This window comes from Sorangium sp. So ce406 (assembly GCF_051474675.1).
Taxonomy (GTDB): domain Bacteria; phylum Myxococcota_A; class Polyangia; order Polyangiales; family Polyangiaceae; genus Sorangium; species Sorangium cellulosum_G.
The window spans coordinates 911,646-931,320 of the sequence record NZ_CP150340.1 but is presented as its reverse complement, the minus strand read 5'-3'; the positions used below and the strand labels follow the sequence as shown (position 1 = coordinate 931,320).

General features: G+C 72.1%; 13 protein-coding genes and 1 tRNA gene. 8 read left to right on the top strand and 6 right to left on the bottom strand.

The window, feature by feature from the left end:
• Window positions 1-38: 38 nt before the first annotated feature.
• Window positions 39-779, bottom strand: a complete 741-nt coding sequence (locus WME96_RS03475; RefSeq protein WP_437288756.1) for a hypothetical protein — start codon at window positions 777-779, stop codon at window positions 39-41.
• A 236-nt stretch (window positions 780-1,015) separates the two neighbouring features.
• Between WME96_RS03475 and WME96_RS03470 the strand changes: the two genes are divergently transcribed.
• The 3 genes from WME96_RS03470 to WME96_RS03460 all read left to right on the top strand — a co-directional run bounded on the left by WME96_RS03470 (window position 1,016) and on the right by WME96_RS03460 (window position 5,987).
• On the top strand, window positions 1,016-2,965 hold the full coding sequence (locus WME96_RS03470; protein ID WP_437288755.1) for an adenylate/guanylate cyclase domain-containing protein: 1,950 nt from the start codon (window positions 1,016-1,018) through the stop codon (window positions 2,963-2,965).
• A gap of 133 nt (window positions 2,966-3,098) precedes the next feature.
• The gene (locus WME96_RS03465) at window positions 3,099-4,970 is read left to right on the top strand and encodes a glutamate--tRNA ligase (RefSeq protein WP_437288754.1); all 1,872 of its coding nucleotides are present in this window, start codon (window positions 3,099-3,101) and stop codon (window positions 4,968-4,970) included.
• Window positions 4,971-5,063: 93 nt separating this feature from the next.
• Complete coding sequence (locus tag WME96_RS03460) at window positions 5,064-5,987, top strand: glutamate--tRNA ligase family protein (protein WP_437288753.1); 924 nt, start codon at window positions 5,064-5,066, stop codon at window positions 5,985-5,987.
• Between the two features lie 65 nt (window positions 5,988-6,052).
• Here WME96_RS03460 and WME96_RS03455 read toward each other — a convergent pair whose 3' ends face one another.
• On the bottom strand, window positions 6,053-6,265 hold the full coding sequence (locus WME96_RS03455; protein WP_437288752.1) for a hypothetical protein: 213 nt from the start codon (window positions 6,263-6,265) through the stop codon (window positions 6,053-6,055).
• Between the two features lie 207 nt (window positions 6,266-6,472).
• On the opposite strand from WME96_RS03455, the gene WME96_RS03450 reads away from it, so the two are divergent.
• The 3 genes from WME96_RS03450 (at window position 6,473) to WME96_RS03440 (ending at window position 9,661) form a co-directional block, all read left to right on the top strand.
• Window positions 6,473-7,756: an MFS transporter gene (locus WME96_RS03450; protein WP_437288751.1), complete on the top strand. Its 1,284-nt coding sequence runs from the start codon at window positions 6,473-6,475 to the stop codon at window positions 7,754-7,756.
• 321 nt (window positions 7,757-8,077) lie between these two features.
• Complete coding sequence (locus WME96_RS03445; protein ID WP_437288750.1) at window positions 8,078-8,713, top strand: hypothetical protein; 636 nt, start codon at window positions 8,078-8,080, stop codon at window positions 8,711-8,713.
• 270 nt (window positions 8,714-8,983) lie between these two features.
• Window positions 8,984-9,661 (top strand): glutathione S-transferase family protein, encoded by a 678-nt coding sequence (locus WME96_RS03440; protein ID WP_437288749.1) that lies wholly within the window; start codon window positions 8,984-8,986, stop codon window positions 9,659-9,661.
• A 102-nt stretch (window positions 9,662-9,763) separates the two neighbouring features.
• Here the strand turns inward: WME96_RS03440 and WME96_RS03435 are convergent, their stop codons facing one another.
• The 4 genes from WME96_RS03435 to WME96_RS03420 form a co-directional block, all read right to left on the bottom strand.
• Window positions 9,764-11,656: a protein kinase domain-containing protein gene (locus WME96_RS03435; protein WP_437288748.1), complete on the bottom strand. Its 1,893-nt coding sequence runs from the start codon at window positions 11,654-11,656 to the stop codon at window positions 9,764-9,766.
• 88 nt (window positions 11,657-11,744) lie between these two features.
• Window positions 11,745-13,679, bottom strand: a complete 1,935-nt coding sequence (locus WME96_RS03430; protein ID WP_437288747.1) for a globin family protein — start codon at window positions 13,677-13,679, stop codon at window positions 11,745-11,747.
• A 1,017-nt stretch (window positions 13,680-14,696) separates the two neighbouring features.
• A tRNA-Met gene (locus WME96_RS03425) sits at window positions 14,697-14,773 on the bottom strand.
• Between the two features lie 129 nt (window positions 14,774-14,902).
• Window positions 14,903-17,242 (bottom strand): ATP-binding domain-containing protein, encoded by a 2,340-nt coding sequence (locus WME96_RS03420; RefSeq protein ID WP_437288746.1) that lies wholly within the window; start codon window positions 17,240-17,242, stop codon window positions 14,903-14,905.
• Window positions 17,243-17,524: 282 nt separating this feature from the next.
• Between WME96_RS03420 and WME96_RS03415 the strand changes: the two genes are divergently transcribed.
• Window positions 17,525-18,034 (top strand): hypothetical protein, encoded by a 510-nt coding sequence (locus WME96_RS03415; RefSeq protein ID WP_437288745.1) that lies wholly within the window; start codon window positions 17,525-17,527, stop codon window positions 18,032-18,034.
• A 290-nt stretch (window positions 18,035-18,324) separates the two neighbouring features.
• Window positions 18,325-19,419, top strand: a complete 1,095-nt coding sequence (locus tag WME96_RS03410) for a GHMP family kinase ATP-binding protein (protein ID WP_437288744.1) — start codon at window positions 18,325-18,327, stop codon at window positions 19,417-19,419.
• The last annotated feature ends 256 nt before the right edge of the window (window positions 19,420-19,675 follow it).

Genomic DNA, 19,675 nt, shown 5'->3' with positions numbered 1-19,675 from the left:
CGATTTCAATCGGACGGGCTGACGTGGCCCTCCAAGGCTTAGTCGTCCCCGTCTGCGTTGCCTTCGACCTTCAGCTCCCACCTCGCGTCCTCGCCGCACGCGGTGCCCTCCACGTGACGCACCTCGAGGACGAACCAGGTGCGGTCTTCCGCACCCCCCACATCTTCCCAGATGGTCATGAACGACTCGGGTGTACCTTGCGCTCTCACACCGGACACGAAGCAGTCCGGTGCATCGACTCCGAGCATACCTCGGTAGACGATGAGGTCGAAGTTCATCCCCGGCGGGGAGGTGAGCGTTGCCCTGAAGCTCTCGGTGCCGGGGAAAAATAGTATCTGTTCGTCATCGACGACCTTGATCTTGAACCACTCCGACGTGGTTCCCGTCACCGTCCACGAATCGGCGCCCTCGTCGCCCGAGACCGAACCGAGATCCTCTGCGCCAGCGCAGGTGTTCGGCGCTGCATAGTCGCATTCGGCCACCGCTCCCCCGCCGCCGCCCTCGCCGCCAAGGCCTTCGCCGCCCCCGTCCTCGCCACCCTCACCCCCGGCGCCCCCGGCCGCGGCGGAGCTCACGCTCGAGCTGGAACTCGAGCTCGCGCTGGAGCTCGAGCTCGCCGATGCGTCCCTCCCTCCGGCGCCCCCCTCTCCCCCGCCGCCGCTTCGTCCTCCGCCGGCCTGCTCCTCGTACCCGGGCAGCAGATCGTCGGTGCCGTTGGCGCACGCAGCGAGCGTGAGCAGGAGCGCGGGAACGAGGAGGTGCCGTCCGGGCGTGTGCATTGAGAGGATTCTATCTGGTCTCGAGAGAGCGGTCCAAGGAAGCCACGTGGCCGGCGTGAGATGTCGTGGCGATCTACATCACGACCACGTAATGCCCAGGCCAGCCGAGTTTTGCCCATTACGATAAGCCTGGATTTCCGAGGCAGCGACCGGACACAGCGCTGCCCAGCGCGACCGACGGCAACGTCATCGACACACGCCTGGAACTCGGTACCTCCCCGCTCCCGGCGATCGACATGCCGTCTCGCCTCCAGGCTCACGTCAGCCCGTCCAGCGAGCACCGGCCCTGCCGCGGCCCATCCTGCACCGCGTCGCCGCCCCGCCCGCCGCGCGTCGTCTCGCCCGCCGCACCAGCCCGCTCCGGCGCTTCCGCGCCGTCCGGCATTCCGATAGGCTCGCCGTCGCTGACGCTCAAGCCCGCCCTCGACGCCCTGCTCTCGCTGCGCGCGAAGACGCTGCTGGCGATCGCCGCCACGCTGCTCGGGCTCAGCTTTGCCCTGTACGGCGTGTCCTCGCGGGCGCTCCTCGCCAACTCGATGGCCGCCGAGGCCCAGGACACGCGCCGCACCGCGCAGGTCGCGCTCAACCTCTTCCACCAGGCCAGCCGCGACTTCAACGCCCGCTGGACCGACTGGAGCCAGTGGGACGACGCGTACGCGTTCGTGCAGGACGGTAATCGGGACTTCGTCCGCTCGAACCTCGTCGCCGAGCTCTTCGACATCACCCGGCTCGACCTCGCCATCTTCGCGGACGCGGACGGAACGCCCGTCTACAGCACGGGGTACGATCACGCCCAGAAGCGCTGGGCGCCGGTCCCACGGGGTATCGCCGAGCGCCTCCGCATCGGCGATCTCCTGTTCGCCCGGGACGCGCCGACCAGCGCCGTCCGAGGCGGCATCGTCCTCCTGCCGGACGGGCCGATGCTCCTCTGCTCCCAGCCGAGCGTCGGCAGCGCCGGGCGCGGGCCGGTCGCCGGCACGGTCACGTTCGGTCGCTTCCTGACCGACGCCGAGATCCAGCGGCTCGCCGAGCCGGCCGGACTCTCGCTCGCCGTGCGCCGCCTCGACGACCCCGACCTGCCCGCCGACTTCCGCGAGGCGCGCGCCGCCCTGTCCGGCAGCGATCCCACGGTCGTCCGGCCCCTCAGCGAGGACCGGATCGCCGGCTATACCCTCCTTGACGATCTCGACGGCCAGCCGGCGTTGATCGTGCGCGTCGACAACGACCGGGCGATCCTCAGGATGGGCAACGACACGCTGCGCTATCTCGTGCTCGTGACGGTGCTCGTCGGCCTGGTCTTCGGCGGCGTCACGCTGCTGCTCCTCGAGAAGCTGGTCCTCTACCGGCTCGCCCGCCTCAGCAGGGAGGTCACGGCGATCGGCGGGGTCGGCGACCTCTCCGCGCGGGTCGCGATGCCGGGGAACGACGAGCTGTCGCGCCTCACCGGGTCGATCAACGGCATGCTCACCGCGCTCGAGGCGAACGCCCGCCGGCAGAGCCAGCAGAAGGCGGCGCTCGAGCAGGCGAAGGCGGCGGCGGAGCAGGCCCACGAGCGCTCGGACCGGCTCCTCCTCAACATCCTGCCGAGGTCGATCGCCGAGCAGCTCAAGGAGCACGAGCGGCTCATCGCCGAGCACTTCGAGGACGTCACCATCCTCTTCGCGGACATCGCGAACTTCACCCCGCTCGCCGCGCGGCTCAACCCGACGGAGCTCGTCGGCCTGCTCAACCGGATGTTCTCGTCGTTCGATCAGCTCGCGGAGCAGCACGGCCTCGAGAAGATCAAGACCATCGGAGACGCCTACATGGTCGTCGGCGGGCTGCCGGTGCAGCGCCCCGACCACGCGCGGGCGATCGCGCAGATGGCCCTCGCGATGACGGACACCGTGCGCCGGTTCCTGGCCGACGACGGCGCGCCATTCCGGCTCAGGATCGGCATCAACACCGGGCCTGTCATCGCCGGCGTGATCGGCAAGAAGAAGTTCAGCTACGATCTCTGGGGCGACGCGGTGAACGTGGCGAGCCGCATGGAGTCGAGCGGAGAGCCGGGGCGCATCCAGGTGAGCGAGGCGAGCTATGCCCTGCTCGAGCGGGACTTCGTCCTCGAGGAGCGAGGCCTCGTGGCGATCAAGGGCAAGGGCGCGATGAAGACCTATTGGCTCATCGGCGAGAAGACACCGCAGTAGCGCGGCGTCAGCGCGGCGTCAGCGCGGCGAGGCGAGGCGCCCGGCCCGCGCCCGAGGCCATGATTGACAAGGCCAGGCGGGCGTGCAATGGCTGCGCCCCCGCCCGATGTCAGACCAGGAGCGACGCGCCCTCATGGACAAGCAGGCCTCGACCGAGACGACGCTTCTTCCCGTCACCGTCCGCGAACCGGGGCCCGGAGAGGACCGCGACGAGCTCGTGCGCCTCCTGTTCGGCGACGCCGCCGCGTCCGCCAGGCGGCCCGAGGAGTACGAGGCGCGCTATCCCCGGCGCGCGCTGCCCAAGGGCGCGATGGTCACCCGGTTCGCGCCGAGCCCCACCGGGTTCATGCACATCGGCGGCGTCTTCGTGTCGCTCATCAACAAGCGGCTCTCCGTCCAGAGCGAGGGCGTCTTCTTCCTCCGCCTCGAGGACACCGACGTGAAGCGCGCCATCCCCGGCGCGATCGACACCATCGTCGACTCGCTCGCTCGCTACGACCTCTCCCCGCACGAGGGCGTGCTCCGCGCCCCGGCGAAGGGTGGAGAGCGCGGAGACGGGTCGCGGGGCGAGTTCGTGCAGCAGGGCGACTACGGCCCTTATATCCAGACGGAGCGGGTCGCCATCTACCGGGATTACGCGATCGACCTCATCCGCCGCGGCTTCGCCTACCCCTGCTTCTGCACGGTCGAGGAGCTCGACGCCATCCGGCAGGAGCAGGAGGCGCTCCAGAAGAAGGCCGTCCAGGAGCAGAAGGCGCTCCAGGAGAAGGGTGTACAGGACCAGAGGGCAGTCGCGATCAAGACCGGTTACTACGGCCGCTGGGCGAAGTGGCGCGACGCGCCGCTCGCCCGGGTGAAGGAGGCGCTCGCGGGCGGCACCCCGTTCGTGCTCCGGCTGCGCGCCCCGGACGACGTCTCCGGCCGGGTCGAGTGGAAGGACGGCGTGAAGGGCGTCATCTCGATGCCCGTCAACGATCTCGACACCATCCTCCTCAAGTCGGACGGCATCCCGACCTACCACTTCGCCCACGCCGTCGACGATCACCTGATGCGGACGACGCACGTCATCCGCGGCGACGAGTGGATCTCGTCGATGCCCCTCCACCTGCAGCTCTTCCGCGTGCTCGGCTTCAGGCCGGTCGAGTACGCCCACGTCCCGCCGATCCAGAAGATCGACCGCGTGGAGGAGGCGGACCCGGAGACGGGCGAGACGAAGGTCTCGGACGCGCGGCGCAAGCTGAGCAAGCGCAAGGACCCCGAGGCGAACATCGAGTATTACCGGGAGATCGGCGTCCCGGAGACGGCCACGATCGAGTACCTGCTCAACATCGCCAACTCCGCGTTCGAGGACTGGCGCAAGGCGAACCCCGACAAGCCCTATACCGCCTTCCCCCTCAAGCTGAACAAGCTCGCCCCCGGCGGCGCCCTGAGCGACCTGGTCAAGCTGAAGAGCGTCAGCCAGGCGGTCGTGAGCCGGATGAGCGCCGAGGACGTCTACGCCCAGGGCCTCGAGTGGGCGAGGGTGTACGACGCCGAGCTCGCCGCGCTGATGGAGCGAGATCCGGAGTACACGAAGCGCGCGCTCGGCATCGAGCGAGGCGGCAAGAAGTCGAACAAGCGCATCGTCACGTGGCCCGACCTGCGCCCCCAGCTCTTCTTCTTCTTCGACGAGCTCTACGGCCGCGTCGAGACGTTCGATTTCCCCGAGAACGTCCCCGAGGGCGACCGCAAGCCGCTGCTCCGGCAGATGCTGGACACCTTCGATCCGGCCGACGCGAAGGAGGCGTGGTTCGAGAAGATCCGGCAGGTCGCCGTGGCCTCCGGCTACGCCGGCGAGGTGAAGCAGTACAAGGCGTCTCCCGAGGCCTTCAAGGGCCATGTCGGCGACGTCTCGATGCTGCTCCGGGTCGCTGTCTGCGGGACGCGCAACAGCCCCGATCTGACCGAGGTCATGGCGGTGCTCGGTGAGCCGCGCGTGCGGGCGCGCATCGCGCGCTTCCTCTGAGCCGGGGCGCGGCGTGACGGGCCCGGGGGTCACGCGCCCACGGCGTTGGCCGCGGCGGCTTCCCGGCCCGCCGGAGCGGCGGCAGGAGGCGCGATGACCGAGGTGTGCCGGTTCGCGCCCTCGACCACGGGGCCTGCCCACCTCGGCACGCTGGCCGCGGCGCTGCTCTGCTGGCTCGACGCGCGGTCGCGCGGCGCGCGGCTCGTCCTGCGGCTGGAGGACCTCGACCCCGACCGTTGCCGGCCCGAGTTCGCGCGCGCCATCGAGGAGGATCTCGCGTGGCTGGGGCTCGATTTCGACGAGCGCGTCGAGCAGCACGCCCGGCGGGCGCACCACGAGGCGGCCATGGACCGGCTGGAGGCGCTCGGCGCGCTATACCCTTGCGCCGCGACGCGCGAGGAGGTGCGCGCGATCGGCCGGCGCGCGCCCGACGGCGGCTGGGCGTACGACAACCGCGGCCGCGGCCGCGCGCTGCCGCCCGGCGGGTGGCGCGCGAGCGTCGAGCCGATCCGGGCGCGGCTGCCCGGCGGCGTGTTCCGGCCCGTGGACGAGGGCGGGCTCGACCTCTCGCAGGATCCGGCGCTCGCGATGGGCGACCCCGTGGTGCGCCGGCGCGACGGGGCGTTCTCGTACCAGCTCGCGGTCGTGGTCGACGACGGCGCGGCCGGCGTCACGCGCGTCGTCCGGGGGCGCGACATCGCGCCGAGCACCGCGACGCAGGCGGCGCTCCAGGCGCTGCTCGGGCTGCCTGCGCCGGTCTACCGGCACCACCTGCTCCTCCTGGAAGAGCGCGGCGGCAAGCTCGCGAAGACGCACGGGGCGGCGCGCGGGGCGGCGCTCACCCGGAGCGCGGAGGCGCTCTGCGGGGCGCTCGCGTGCTGCGTCGGCCTGCGGGATCGGCCGGAGCCGTGCACGCCGCCGGAGCTGCTCCGGGAGTTCGGCTGGGCGAAGGTCGCGACGGCGGACCGGGTCGTGGGGTGGAGCGACGGGGCGCTCGCGGTGACGCCGGTCCCCTGAGCCGAGGAACCGAAGAGGAACAGCGAGGAACCGAGACGCGAGCTCCGCCCCGCGCGGGGCGCGGCTCAGGCGAGGAGCGGCGAGGTGCCGAGTCCCAGCAGCGGAAACAGCGTCACGATCGCGCTCGGCCGCGGCAGATCGTCGTCATCGTCGTCGTCGTCGCGCCGACCGTCACGCCCGCGGCGGGAGCGGGCTCCGAACATCGTCCAGGCGCGCCGCGCCTGCTCGGCGAGCTCGCGCGCTCGTCCCGGAGTGGTGTCGCTTCCAAGGGGCATCATGTGGGGCCGCCGCTTACCACGAGAGCGGGCCGGCGCGCCAGCATTCTGCGCGAGGCCGCGCAAACATCACGGCTCGGAAGCACCGGTTGCCGCGAAACGCGCTTCCCATGGATCGAAACAGTCCCACTGATTTCAAACACACCAGATGAAACTGTGTCCCTGGCGGCCCGCGCTGGAATGCGCCATGAACGGTCCCCGGACTTGTTCATGGTGAACGCCCCCAGCGCTCTGGAACCGTCGTCGCCCATCGTCGCCTTCAAGTCCCGCGACTTTCGCGTCTACGCAGCGGCCCGCCTGCTCGCCACGACGGCGTACCAGATGCAGTCGGTCGCGGTGGGGTTCCAGGTCTACGACCTCACGCGCGATCCGCTCGCGCTCGGCTACGTGGGGCTCGCGCAGTTCCTCCCGATCGCGGGGCTGTCCCTCGCCGCGGGGCACACGGCCGATCGCTTCGATCGGCGCGGGATCCTCGCCATTTGCTATCTCACCTCGTCCCTCGCGGCGCTGGCGCTCTTCCTCCTCGCGCGCTCGCCGACCCCGGACCTGACGGCCATCTATGCCGTCCTCGTGCTCCTCGGCACGGTGCGCGCCTTCCAGGGGCCCGCGGGCTCGTCGCTCCTGCCCGCGCTCGTGCCGGCGGCGCACTTCCAGAACGCGGCGACGTGGCAGTCGACGCTCTGGCAGGTCGGGGCGATCGGCGGGCCGAGCCTGGGCGGGCTGCTCTACGGCGTCTGGCGGGCGCCCGCGCCCGTCTACCTGGCCGCGAGCCTCGCGCTCGCCGCCGCGTGCGCCAGCCTCCTGGCCGTGCAGGCGCGCACCGGCCGCATGGAGAAGCGGCCGCCGTCGCTCTCCACGGCGCTCGCCGGGCTGCGCTACGTCTACCGGAAGAAGATCCTCCTCGCGTCCATCTCGCTCGATTTCGTGGCCGTCTTCCTGGGCGGCGCGGTCGCCCTGCTGCCCGTCTACGCGACCGACGTGCTGCGCGTCGGCCCGCAGGGGTTCGGCCTGCTGCGCGCCGCGCCCGCCGCGGGGGCGGGGCTCATGGCCGTGCTCCTCGCGTTCCGGCCGATCCGGCGCCGCGCCGGGCGGAAGATGCTCTTCTGCGTCGGGCTGTTCGGGCTCGCCACGGTCGTGTTCGGCCTCTCCCACAGCTTCCCGCTCTCGCTCATCGCGCTCACCGTCATCGGCGCGACCGACATGGTGAGCGTCGTCGTGCGAATGACCCTGGAGCAGCTCGCCACCCCGCCCGAGATGCGCGGCCGCGTGAGCGCCGTCAACATGGTCTTCGTCGGCGCCTCGAACGAGCTCGGAGAGCTCGAGTCAGGCACCCTCGCAAGGCTCGTCGGGACGGTCCCTACCGTGGTCATCGGCGGCCTGGGGACGATGGCCGTCGTGCTGCTCTGGGGGTGGCTGTTCCCCGAGCTGCGCGAGGTGGACCGGCTCGAGGACACGCGCGCGACCACCGAGGAAGACGCCGCCGAGAAGGCGTGATGAGCGCGGCGCCGGGGCGGCCCGCCCGCCCGGAGCGCGCAGCGACCTCCGCCCCGGGCTCGATGACCGCGAGTCGCCCCGGGAGCCCCGAGGCAATGAATCCATGTGCGATCCCTCGCAAAGAGCGCGCGAGACGACTCGAGCGCGAACTCGAGTGCGAAAATGATTGCGCACCGCGTACCATCGTCCGCACGATTGGCAGTTTGACGAGGACGTTATAATGCACGCTGGGCGTGCGCACATCGCACAATGCACGACGATAATCCAGTCAAGCTGTCTGAATCGCTTGACGCAGGGAGAGACCGGGACCTTCCATAAGCCATGGATTCACTCATCGCGTGGGCTGTCGGCATCATGGTTACATGGGCCCCGCCCGGAACGAGCCTAATCAAGGACGCGATCGAGACGCCCGAAGCCGGCCGCGCGCGCTATCAGGAGATCGCGAGCGCGGCGGCGAAGGTGGCGTATGATCCCGAGTCGAAGCCGCTCTTCGGCGGCCCGCGCGGGCGAGCAGAGACGATGGCGCTGCTCCTGTCGATCGCCTATTACGAGAGCGGCTACCGGCGCGACGTCGATCTCGGCCTCGGCAAGCTCTCGCGCGGCTCGGGGGTCGACTCCTGCCTGCTCCAGGTGCGCGTCGGCGCCGGCAAGACCCGGGAGGGGTGGTCGCACGAGGATCTCGTCGGGGACCGCGAGAAATGCTTCCGCGCCGGGCTCGCGCTGATCAGGAGATCGTTCGGGGCGTGCCGCAAGCAGGACGCGCGCGACCGGCTCAGCGCCTACACGCGCGGCAGGTGTATCGTCAACGACAAGCACTCGAGAGCACGCATCGGACGCGCGCTGAACGTCCCCCGCGCGCCGATGACGGACGAGGAGGTGCTCGCCTCGATGGTCAAGCGCGCCCCCGCCCCCGCCGCTCCGCAGCGCGCGCCCTCGCCAGCAGGAAACGACAGCTAGGGCATCAGACAGGCTGAAACCCCGAGAAGACGAACCACAGAGGCACAGAGGGCACAGAGTTTTTTGTTGTTCCTCTGTGCCCTCTGTGCCTCTGTGGTTCAAATCTCTTCATTCCTGGGTGTTTCAAGCTGGTCGGCGCTCTAGCACTGCTGCGGGAAGTCGCCCCGGAACAGCAGAAGAACCGCCAACGCGCCAGGTCCGCCAGGAGGATCGTCGGTTGGACATGGAGGCGAGTTGCTGTAGAGTCCGCGCGACCACCGGAGGACGAGGATGAAGCTCATCTACTTTGCAGTGCGCGGGAGAGCGGAGATCGCCAGGCTCATGATGGAGCTCTGCGGCGTGCCCTACGAGGACGAGCGCGTGGCTCTGGAGAGCTGGGTTCGGCCGGACACCCAGGAGCGCTTCCTGCACTGTACGCCGTTCGGGCAGCTCCCCGTGCTGCATGACGGGAAGTTCACCCTCTGCCAGTCGCAGGCGATCAACCGCTACCTGGCGCGCAAGCTGAAGCTCGACGGCGACACGCCCGAGGAGGCCGCGCGCATCGACGAGGTCGTCGAGACCGCGTCCGAGCTGATCATGGATGTCGGCGCGCTCTTCTGGAACCCGCGTTTCCACGAGATCCGCGCCGACCACCGCGCCGCCAGCGTGAAGAAGCTGGACCGGCTGGAGGCCTATTTCGTCCGGACGCGCGCCGACGCCGAGCACTGGATCGCCCCGGGACGCTACACCCTGGCCGACGTCGCCATGGCCTTCGCCCTCGAGACCCTCCTGCCCGTGCACACCGGCCTCGTGAAGGAGTACCCGGAGCTCCACCGCGCGATGACGGCGTTCTTCGGGGCCGGCGGCGTGCGCGAGTACGCGCGCAGCGCCCGGCGCCCCCCCACGTGGACCATCGCCATGGCCACGTTCGGCGGGAAGCCGGAAGAGACGCACCAGTGGACCGACTGACGACCGGCGAGCCGCCGCGCAGGAGAGCGCGCAGGAGAGCCCCCGGGCGCGTGCCCGGGGCTCACCGCCTGCCCGACAGACCGGCTGGCGAAGGGGCGTGGCTCAGCCGCGGATGAGGTTCATGGCCGCCTCGGCGGTGAGATAGCTCTTGCTCTTCATCCCGAGGCGGATGGATGAAAGGCTCACCTCGCTCTCGCCCTGGATCGCGGCGATCGTCAGCGCGTTGTGGCAGAAGATGTTGATGCGCTTCGGGCTACCGCCGCTCCTCGCGTGCAGGAGCTGCTGTGACGCGATGTCGAGGTTGATCCCCCGCCCGCTCCCCCCGACCGAACGCATCCTGAAGTCGATGTACTCGATCATCTCCTGCTGCGTCATGCCGGGGAGCAGGAGAGATTGCGCGCCCGAGTAGAGCTCGCGCGGCACGCCGTTCGACGCGAGCGTCGCCGGGAGATCGGGGGCGCCCACCAGGATCATCGACAGCCTGCCCGGGGGGGCGGTGCGCAGGATGTCATGGAGCTCCATCAGGAGATCGTGGTCGTCCGGATCGACGCCGTCGACGACGAGGACGGCGATCGCGTCCAGCCCGGCGCGCTGGAGCACCTGCCCGAGGAACGTGTCGAGGAGCTGCTGCTGGGTCATGGTGGGCGACACGTTCCCCACCCCGAGCTGCCGGCACAGCGCCACGAGCGGCCGCGTCCCGAAGAGGAGCTGCGGCTCGATCGAGGAGACCTGGATGCGAGGCACCTTGTTCTTGATCATCTCGCAAACGAACGTCCGGCCGCTCCCCGGCTCGCCCACGAGGATCGCCGGGCGCTGCCCGGCCACGATCTGCGACGCCAGCGTCCGGAGCACCCAGGCATACGGGCCCGCGTCCCAGAAGAAGCTCGGCTGCCGGATGTCGCTGAACGGATACCCGGTCAGCCCGAAGTGGTTGCGGTAGCTGTACTGGCCGGTGAAGTGCCCGATCGCGGTCGAGCTGCTCACCAGGATCGTGCCCGTCGGCGTGGCGGCCGCGCTCCGGGTCGGCAGCGAGACGTGGCTTATCCGCGTCTCGGAGAGATCCATCGTGGAGGAGCCCAGGCTCGGTCGGTGCGCCTCCGGCAGCTCCCGCGGCCGGACGCTGCTGCGCCGGAGCATGAGCATGTCCTCGAGGAACGCCACGATGTGGGCGGCGGACGGCCGCTCCTGGGGCCGCTTCGACATGCAGCGGCGCAGGAGCTCCGCGAGGAGCGGATCGATGTCCGGCATCGCCAGCTTCGGATCCGGGACGGGCGAGTGGCAGTGCGCCTGGAAGCAGCCGGCGAGGTCCCTCGCCGAGAACGGCGTCCTGCCCACGAGCAGGTGGTAGAAGGTGCAGCCGAGGCTGTAGATGTCGGACGGGGGCGCGATCTCCTGCCCGGTCCACTGCTCCGGGCTCATGTAGAACGGGGTGCCCTCCAGCGTGCGGGCGGCGGCGCTGCTCCCGAGCGGGCCGCTCCCCGTCCCCGGGTGGGACGCCAGGCCGAAGTCGGCGATCTTGAGCGTCCCCGAGGCGTTGAGCAGGAGGTTCGCGGGCTTGATGTCGCGGTGGGAGATGCCGAACGACGCCGCGAGCTCCAGCGCCGCCGCGGCCTCGCGCATCTTCTCGATCCCGAACTGCTCCGGCAGGCGGCCGCCGTGCTGCTTGGCCGCCTGGGCCATGGTCAGGCCGTGGACGTACTCCATGGCGATGTAGCGGACGTCCTCGTCCTCGCCGACCTGGAAGATCTGCACCACGTTCGGGTGGAGCAGGCGCGCCGCCGCGCGCGCCTCGCGCAGAAAGCGGTCGCGCCGCTCGGGGTCGGTGTCCGCGCTCCCCTTCGCGATCAGCTTCACGGCGACGTCGCGCTGGAGGACGCTGTCCCTGGCGAGGTACACGGCGCCCATCGCGCCGATCCCGAGCAGCTGCACGAGCTGGAATGGTCCCAGCCACTGTCCCGCCAGGTGGGTCAGGGTCGGCGCAGGATCCGCGATCATCGGACTTTCATTCCCATGGTGCCATCAAACCCTTGCGCTCGCCGGGCGCATCTGTCCACCCGAGGTCACGTCACGCGCGTCACCCGCGTCACCGCATTCCGCCGTCGCCCCGCGCCCGACCCCGCCCCAGGATGTGGCCCATGGTGAAGGCGGAGAGGACGAGGACCGTGACGATGATCGGCACGGCGTAGGTGGCGAGGGACGCGACGTCGCGCGAGGCCCTGTCCGCCGCGGCGCCTGCCCCGGCCGCGGCGCGGTCCGGCCCGCCCACCGTGAGCAGGATGGCCGTGGCCATCGAGGCGGCGATGGAGAGCAGGGCGATCGCGAGCCCCGCGACGAGGCCGCTCGGCCCGGTCGGCTCCGTCGCCGCCGGCGCGGCGAGCGCCGGGGCGGCGGGCGCCGCGGCCGGGACCGTCACGAGCGGGCCGTCCAGCTTGACGTGCACGTTGACGACCATGTCCTGCCCCGCCCACGGGATGACGATCCCTTGCGGGCTCGCCGCCGGCGCCGGGGCGCCGGCCGCGGGCCGGGGCGCGTCGAGGCTCGATCCGCTGACCTCATGCGCCGGGTTCGTCTGGTAGTGCAGCGTGTCGGCGTCCTCGTCGAGCGGGCTCTTCTGCCGCTTCTTCGGCGGCATCACCTCCGTGACGCTCTGAGGCGCCGGCGCCCGCGGCTCGGACATGGGCGGCCGGTGCGGGCGCTCGCGCGCGGGCGGCGGTGCGTCGGCCGCGGGGCCCCCGCGGCCGACGTGCTCGGCGGCCGCCTTCTTCATGACGTCGGCGACGAGCCCGTAGACCTCTTTCCACGCGGTCTCCACGTCGCGCGTGAAGCCGTCGCCCAGCCCTTCGCGCAGCGTCCAGAGCAGCGCCTCGCCCACCACGTCGTAGTGGCGATCCTCGACCATGTAGCCGTGGTGGCGCACGCCGAGCGCCTGGAGCACGGGCACGAGCTTCTGCAGGTTGCTCAGCCCGTCGACGGCCACGGAGAGCGTCTGCATGAGCTTCCGCTTCTGCTCGTTCATGTCGTTCTTGAAGAGCGGCCGCGTCGACGGATCGATCTCGAAGAGGCGGTCGTAGAAGAGCGCCGACGCGGCGTCCGAGATGGGCATCACCTTCGCCCACGAGCGCTGCACGAGCTCGATGGTGCGCGGGCTGATCGGCGCGCCCGCGTTCGCGGGCGCCGGCGGCGGAGGCGGCTCGTTCTGCTGCCAGGGGGGAACGACCCCGACGAGCGTCCGCGCGGCGACCTGGTGGGCGGAGGACGGGGGCGGCACCGACTTGGGCCGCTCGGCGGCGCCCGGCCGCGCGGCGGGGCCATGCGCCGGCTGCGGGGGGCTCGACCGGGCGCCGAGCGCCGGCTGCATCGCGGCCGGGGGGAGCGCCTGCGTGGTGCCCACGGCCGCGTGCGACGCGGCGGCCTTCTTCATCACGTCGGCGATGACGCCGTAGACCTCTTTCCACGCGGCCTCGACGTCGCTCGAGAACGCGTCGCCGAGCCCCTCGCGCAGCGTCCAGAGCAGCGCCTCGCCCACGAGATCGTAATGGTGCTCGGCCACCATATAGCCCTGGTGTCGCACGCCCAGCGACTGGAGCACGGGCACGAGCTTGGGCAGGTTGCTCAGCCCGTCGACGGCGACGGAGAGCGTCTGCATGAGCTTCTTCTTCTGCTCGGTGATATCGTTCTTGAAGAGCGGCCGCACCGACGGGTCGAGCGTGAACAGCCGCTCATAGAACAGCGCCGACGCGGCGTCCGAGATGGGCATCACCTTGGCCCAGGACGACTGGACGAGCTCGATCGTCCGCGGGCTCACGAGGTCGGACGGCTGCGCGCGCGCGGCCTTGCTCAGGAAGTCGGGCGCGCCGTACGCCCCCGGCCCCCGCTGGGTGGCGGGCCCCGCCGTGGCCGGCACCGCGCGCGCGGGCGCAGGCGCGCTGACGCCGCGTTGCGGCCGCGCCCCGTCCCCCGGGGTCGCGGAGCTGCGCGTATTGGTGGGGGGCGCAAAGGGATCGTTCGGTTTGGCCATCGTGGGTTGTCCGCTGGAGGTTTCCGGGATTGCTTCGGTGAGGTGCGCGCCGTGAGGCGCGTGTTCAGAGCACAGGAGCCGCCGCTACATCCATCCTACATCAGGGAGCCGGCGTCTGCCTACGGCACGGCGAGAGGGTCGCGGCGGCACGACGCCCGGCGGAAGCGAGCACACCGCGGCGGACCTGACCGGTGCGCGGCGGCAGGGCGAGCGTCGGCGCGCCAGGGATGTCGTGCGTCCCGAAGCGGCCCGGCGCGCGCTCCCGGGCGGCGCTGCCCTGGCAGCCTCACTTATGCAACCGTCACCGGCGCGGCGGCTCCGACCGCGGAGCCCGCGGCGGCGGGTGGCACGTCCGCCGAGGGTTCCGTGGGGCTGGATTCCCGGGGGTCCCCGGCGCGACGCCGCTCCAGAGAGCGCGAGCCACGACCCCTATCGAGGCGAGCCGCCGCATTCCCGTCGCGGTGATTGGCCTGCTCTGCAGCGAGCTCGCCCTCACCCAGGTGAGCGCGCCACGCCCACGCAGCAGGCGTGTTCAATGACAGAGAGGGGGTGACCTCTCCTCTTCTTCCTATCTCCGCAGAGGATGACTTCCCGCGCGGAGGCCCCCGGCGGCTCGCCCGCTCGTGGGTGAGGATACCGACGGAGGAGCAGCGGCCGGCGCCGCGCTCGAGCATCCCTGCACAGGACCTCGCGCCCGCTGCCATGGTGGAGCAACAGGCCGGTTTCCTTGACCATGCCCCCGGCGCCGGCGCCTGGTCCACCCTCGTGGACCATGGCCCACGGAAGCGTCATCGAGGCCAGAGGTGCTCCGAGCTCACGATACCTGCCGGCGCAGCCCGGCAAGGTCAGCCTTCCGCACCGTGGTCCGCAGCTCCGGAGCCCTCGTGCGCCGGCCAGGAGACCAGAGACCAGAGACCAGAGACCAGGGACCAGAGACCAGAGACCAGAAACGAAAAACGCGAGGTGGCCAGATTCGGCCAATCCTCGCGTCCTCATTGCTGCTTGTTGCTTGGGTCGTGGTTGCGCGGGCGGGATTTGAACCCACGACCTTCGGGTTATGAGCCCGACGAGCTACCAGGCTGCTCCACCGCGCGAGAGGGAATCTACTCACGGCCCCCCGTTGGTCAAGGATTCTCTCACGGCCCCCTGTCGATTGTGTCCATCTCCCCTGCCGAGCGCCGCGGGCCTCGGTTCAGCCCGGCCGCCGCCCTCCCCCGGAGCCTTCAGCCCAGCCAGTCCGGCACGAGCGGCGACGGCGCCGACGTGGAGATCACCCAGAGCTGGTGCGCGGCGCGCGTCGCGCCGATGTGCAGCAGGTGCCGCGACTCGTCGTCCGCCGAGTAGGTCGACGCGTTCACATCGACGAGCACCACGTAGTCGTACTCCAGGCCCTTCACCTGCCGGATCTCCGTCACCTCGACGCCGGGGCGGAACGCGAACTCGTAGGCGCGGATGCGCCGGAGGTTCGGGATCTCCGCCATCTTCAGGGCGTCGTAGTACACGTCCGCCTGCTCGGGGTGGCGCGCCAGGATCGCCAGCGTGGCGCGGGGCTCGCGGGCGAACAGCGGGCGGATCGCGTCGGCCAGGAACGCGACCGCGGCGCCGGCGCTCGGGAAATGGTGGTGCTCGACCGGCGCGCCGCTGCGCGGCGCGAGCGGCGGCGTCGGATCGGCCAGCGGACCCAGCACCGCGCGGGCGAACGCGAGCACCTCGCGCGTCGAGCGGTACGCGATGCGCAGCGGCTCGACGTCGACCCGCGACAGGCCGAGGTCGTCGAGCGTCGCGCGCCAGTCGCGGAAGCCGGAGTCCATGAAGAGCCGCTGCGCCGTGTCGCCCGCCAGCGTCACGCTGCGCGGCTCGGCCACCACGCCGAGCAGCACCGCGAGGTCGATCGGCGCGAGATCCTGCGCCTCGTCCACGAAGAGGTGCTCGTAGACGAGCACGTTCTTCCCCTTGCGGAGCTCGCCCCGGAGGAGCTGGTACGCCCGCAGGAGGAGCGCGTCGTCCTCGGGGTCGAGCACGGCGCGGTCGTCGTTCGAGACCTCGCCCCTGTCCGCGCCGCGCTCGTCGTCGTCCGTGGGCTCGTCGCCCATCGCCGCCCTGCGCTCGGCGCGATCGCCCGGGTCGAGATCGAGCACCGCCGGGCAGCGGTCCGCGCACCAGCGCCACGCCCGCTTCACCTGCTCGGGGCCGAACTCGGGGTCGCCCGCGGCCTCGAAGGCGGCCGTCACCCGGTCGAGGTCGGTGAGCACGTCGGCCCAGAAGGCGAGCGTGCCGCGCGAGTCGCGCCGCGCCCGCGCGTCGTCCTTGAGCTCCGCCGCGCGCTGCTCGAGCAGGTGGAGCATCGCCGGGTGGGTCTTGTAGCGGGTCACCACCGAGGGCGTGTTCTCCTCGACCGGCGCCTCGAGCCACGGGAACGCGCGCTTGCGGGCCGCGCGCGCCCACTCGGAGAACGTCTCCACCGCGATGCCGGCCAGGCCGAGCGCGGGCAGCGCCTCGCTGATGTACGCGCGGAGCGCGGGGCTGCCGACGATGACGAGCATCTTGTCGGCCGTGAAGCGGCGGCCGCCGTTGTAGGCGAGGAAGGCGAGCCGGTGGACGCCGATCGTCGTCTTGCCGCTGCCGGCGCCGCCCTGGATGACCACGATGCCCGAGTCCGGCTTCGAGATCAGCTCGAACTGCCGCGGGTCGAGCAGCGCGGCGATCTCGGGCAGGTGCCGGTCCTCGCGCGCGTGGAACGTCGCCCCGGTCCCGAGCCCGCCGCGCGCGGCCGCCGCGCCGGCGAGCGCGATGTCGCGCATGTCCTCGGGGCGGACGGCGCTTCCCTGGCCTCCGGAGAGCTCGGTCGCCCGCGTCGCGATCTCGCGGAAGCTCCCCGAGGGCGCGCGCACGAACGTCCCCTGCGGCGCCGAGATGCGGTAGAGCTCGGCGTTGTCGATGGTGACGGTGCGCCGCACGAGCACAGTGCCCTCGACCTCGCGCTCGCCGAAGGTCTCCTCGTACTCCGCGCCTTCCTCGTAGCGGTAGTAGATCTGGCTGACGGGCGCGTGGCGCCAGTCGACGATGCGCACGCCGGCGCTCGCGTCGACGAGCGTCGTGCGGCCGATGAGCACGTCGCGCTCTGGACGGCCCTTCTCCCGCAGGCGCAGGTGGCCGAAGTAGGGCGACTTCGGATCGACGGGCTCGACGACGTTCTCGTTCCGGCGCGCTGCGATCCCCTGCAGGCGCTCCATCTGCTGCACCAGCGCCGGCACGTCCTCGAGCCGCGCCGCCGCGATCTGATCGCGCAGCGAGAGGAGCTGCTCCTCGTAGTTCTCGACGGGCGGCGGCCGCGACGGCTTGTTCGCCGAGGCGGCGAGGTGCGCGGACACGCGGGCGAGCACGGCCTCCTCCTCGCGCACGATCGCCTCGCCTCGCTCGCTCAGCCCGGCGCCGGGCGCGCCGTCCTTGGGCGCAGGGGGGCTGACCTGGCTGATCGCGGCGGCGCTCGCGACGGTGGCCGAGGTCGGCTCGGTGGACTGCTCTTCGGTGGGCGTGGGGCTCGTGGGACGATTCGCGGTCACGGGAATGCCGATGCGATGATCAGGTGACAGGCCGATCGGGGAGCGCCGGCGCGCGCGACATCCGTCGCGGCCCGCCGGCGCAGGAGGGTCGGACCTATTGACCGATCCCGCACAGCTCCGCAACCGTCGCGTGGGGTCCCCCACCTCGCCGGCGCCTCGGCGGGGCGAGGCGCCACGCCCGCGCCCTCGATGCGTAACGCACCCCGCGCTCGCCGGTCGATCCGCCGCGGGCGGTGGCGTTCTGGATTGAGGTCCCGTGGGGGAACGCCGTAAAAGGCGGCGATGCAAAATTGCGCGACCCGGTCCGACCGGCTCCTCGAGCTGATCCTCTTCTCGCTGCGTGATCGCGGGGCGCTCTGCGCGCTGGTGCTCGCGACCTACCGCGTGGAGCTCACCAGCCTGCTCGACCGCGTCTCTTCGGGATCGATCGGCGACGGTGACGACGAGCGCGAGGTCGCCGCGCTCGTCCGTGAGGACGGCGCGGGCGGCTCCCCGGCGCGCGCCGGGTCGCGCCGCGCGCGCCGCGCGGAGCCCCGGATCAGCGAGGAGGACGCGTTCCTCGTCTACGATCTCGCCGGGTGCATCGCCGAGGCGGCGGCCGCCGCCCGGCTCCCGGTCGTCCGCCGCGACGCGCTCACCCTGCGCGAGAAGGCGGCCGAGGTGCACGCGGGGGGCGAGCGCGCCGAGCGGGAGATGCTCGCGGCCGGGCTCAGGGTGATCGACAGGATCCTCGACGCGGCGCGCGCGCAGCCCGCGCCGCGGAACGAGCCGGCGAGCAAGGACCTGAACTGAGCGCGGCCCGCGGGCGGCGCGGAGCGCGCGGCGGGCGCGAGCGCGTGATCTCCGTCCGCAACTCAATTGCAAGGAAGGACGCGCGGCGCGCGTGCACCTGCGGAGAACGGCGCTGCGGAGCCGCGGAGGGGGCGCTGTTCGGGGGGCGGGCGTGCGTGCACGCCGGGCGCTCCATGACTGGCTCGCTCCCTGCACGAGGTGCCGCCGCGGGCGCTCCGCGTCGATCCCTGGGACTCCTCCTGTGCCGGCGGGTCGCGCCCGCGCGGAAGCGCTGAGGCGTTGAAGACGACATGAGCACCCCCTGCGCCGGCTCCCTCCTCGCGTCGCGGACGCTGCGAAGCCCGCTCTGGCGCGCGGCCGCGAGCGCCCCGATGCGCGTCTCCTTCGCCGGAGGAGGCAGCGACCTGCCCGGCGTCGCCCGGCAGGACGGCGGGCGCGTCGTGGGCGCGGCGATCGATCTGCGCGTCCGCGTGGTCGTGGAGCCGTTCGATCGGGGCTGGGTGCGGCTGGAGCTCGCCTCGCGCGGGCGCGGTCGGGAGCAGCCGGGCGGGAGCGCCGAGGCCACCGAGGTCAGCGCGCCGCGCGTGCTCACGCGGCGCCGCGGGGATCCGCCGCGCGACGACCTCGCGTTCCGGCTGCTCGAGGCGACGCTCGCCGCGGCGGGCGTGGGCGACGGGGTCGCGCTCCGGGTCGAGGCCGAGACGTCGCCCGGCGCTGGCCTCGGCGGCAGCGCGTCGGCGGCGGTGGCGGCGCTGTTCGCGCTGCGCGCCTCGGTGGGCGAGGTCGCGTCGCCGGAGGAGCTCTCGCGCGAGGCGGTCGCGATCGAGCGCGAGCGCCTGGGCAACGCGTGCGGCGCGCAGGATCAGGTGTTCGCGGCGTTCGGCGGGCTGCTCGATCTCGCCTTCGACGCCCGCGGCTGCTCGGGGGTGCGGCCGCTCGCGATCGGCAGCCCGGAGCTCGTGCCGGCGCTCTCGGCGGGGCTCTTGCTGGTGGACACGGCGGTGCGGCGCGTGTCCGGCGACGTGCTGGACCGGGTGGACGCCGGCGCGGCACGCGAGGCGAAGGGCGAGCTCGTGGCGGCGGCCGGCGACGTGGCGCGCGGGTTCGAGATCGGCTCGCTCGCGCTGGTGCTCTCGGGCATGCGCCGCGGGGCGGCCGCCAAGGTGCGGCTCTCGGAGGCGGCGAGCGCGATCGCTGTCTCCATGGAGCAGCGGCTCGACGGGCTCGGGGTCGAGGTGCTCCGGATGTGCGGCGCGGGCGGGGGCGGGCACATCCTCGTGTGGGCGCCTCCCGAGCGCCACGCGCGCCTCCTCGACGCGCTCGGCCCCTGCGTCGTGCGGCGGCCACCGCTCGGCGCTCCCGGGGTGCGGCGCGAGCCCGCGTGAGGGCGGAAGGGGCCTGCCTCGCCGCGTGAGCCGTACCGGGCGCGACGGCCCCGGGGTGGCGGCTCTCGCGCCGCCTGGCGGCCGCCAGGTCTCGGAGCGCGGGGAGGGTCATAAAACCCGGCAGAAACGCCGCGGCACACCGCTCGCAAAGCGTGCCCACCGGAGCGCCGCGAGGTCCGACCTCGCGCTGGCCTCGCCGTTGCGGGGCAGCGCGGGGACCCGGACGCGGCGCGCTAGCTCGAGCCGGCGCCGCGCG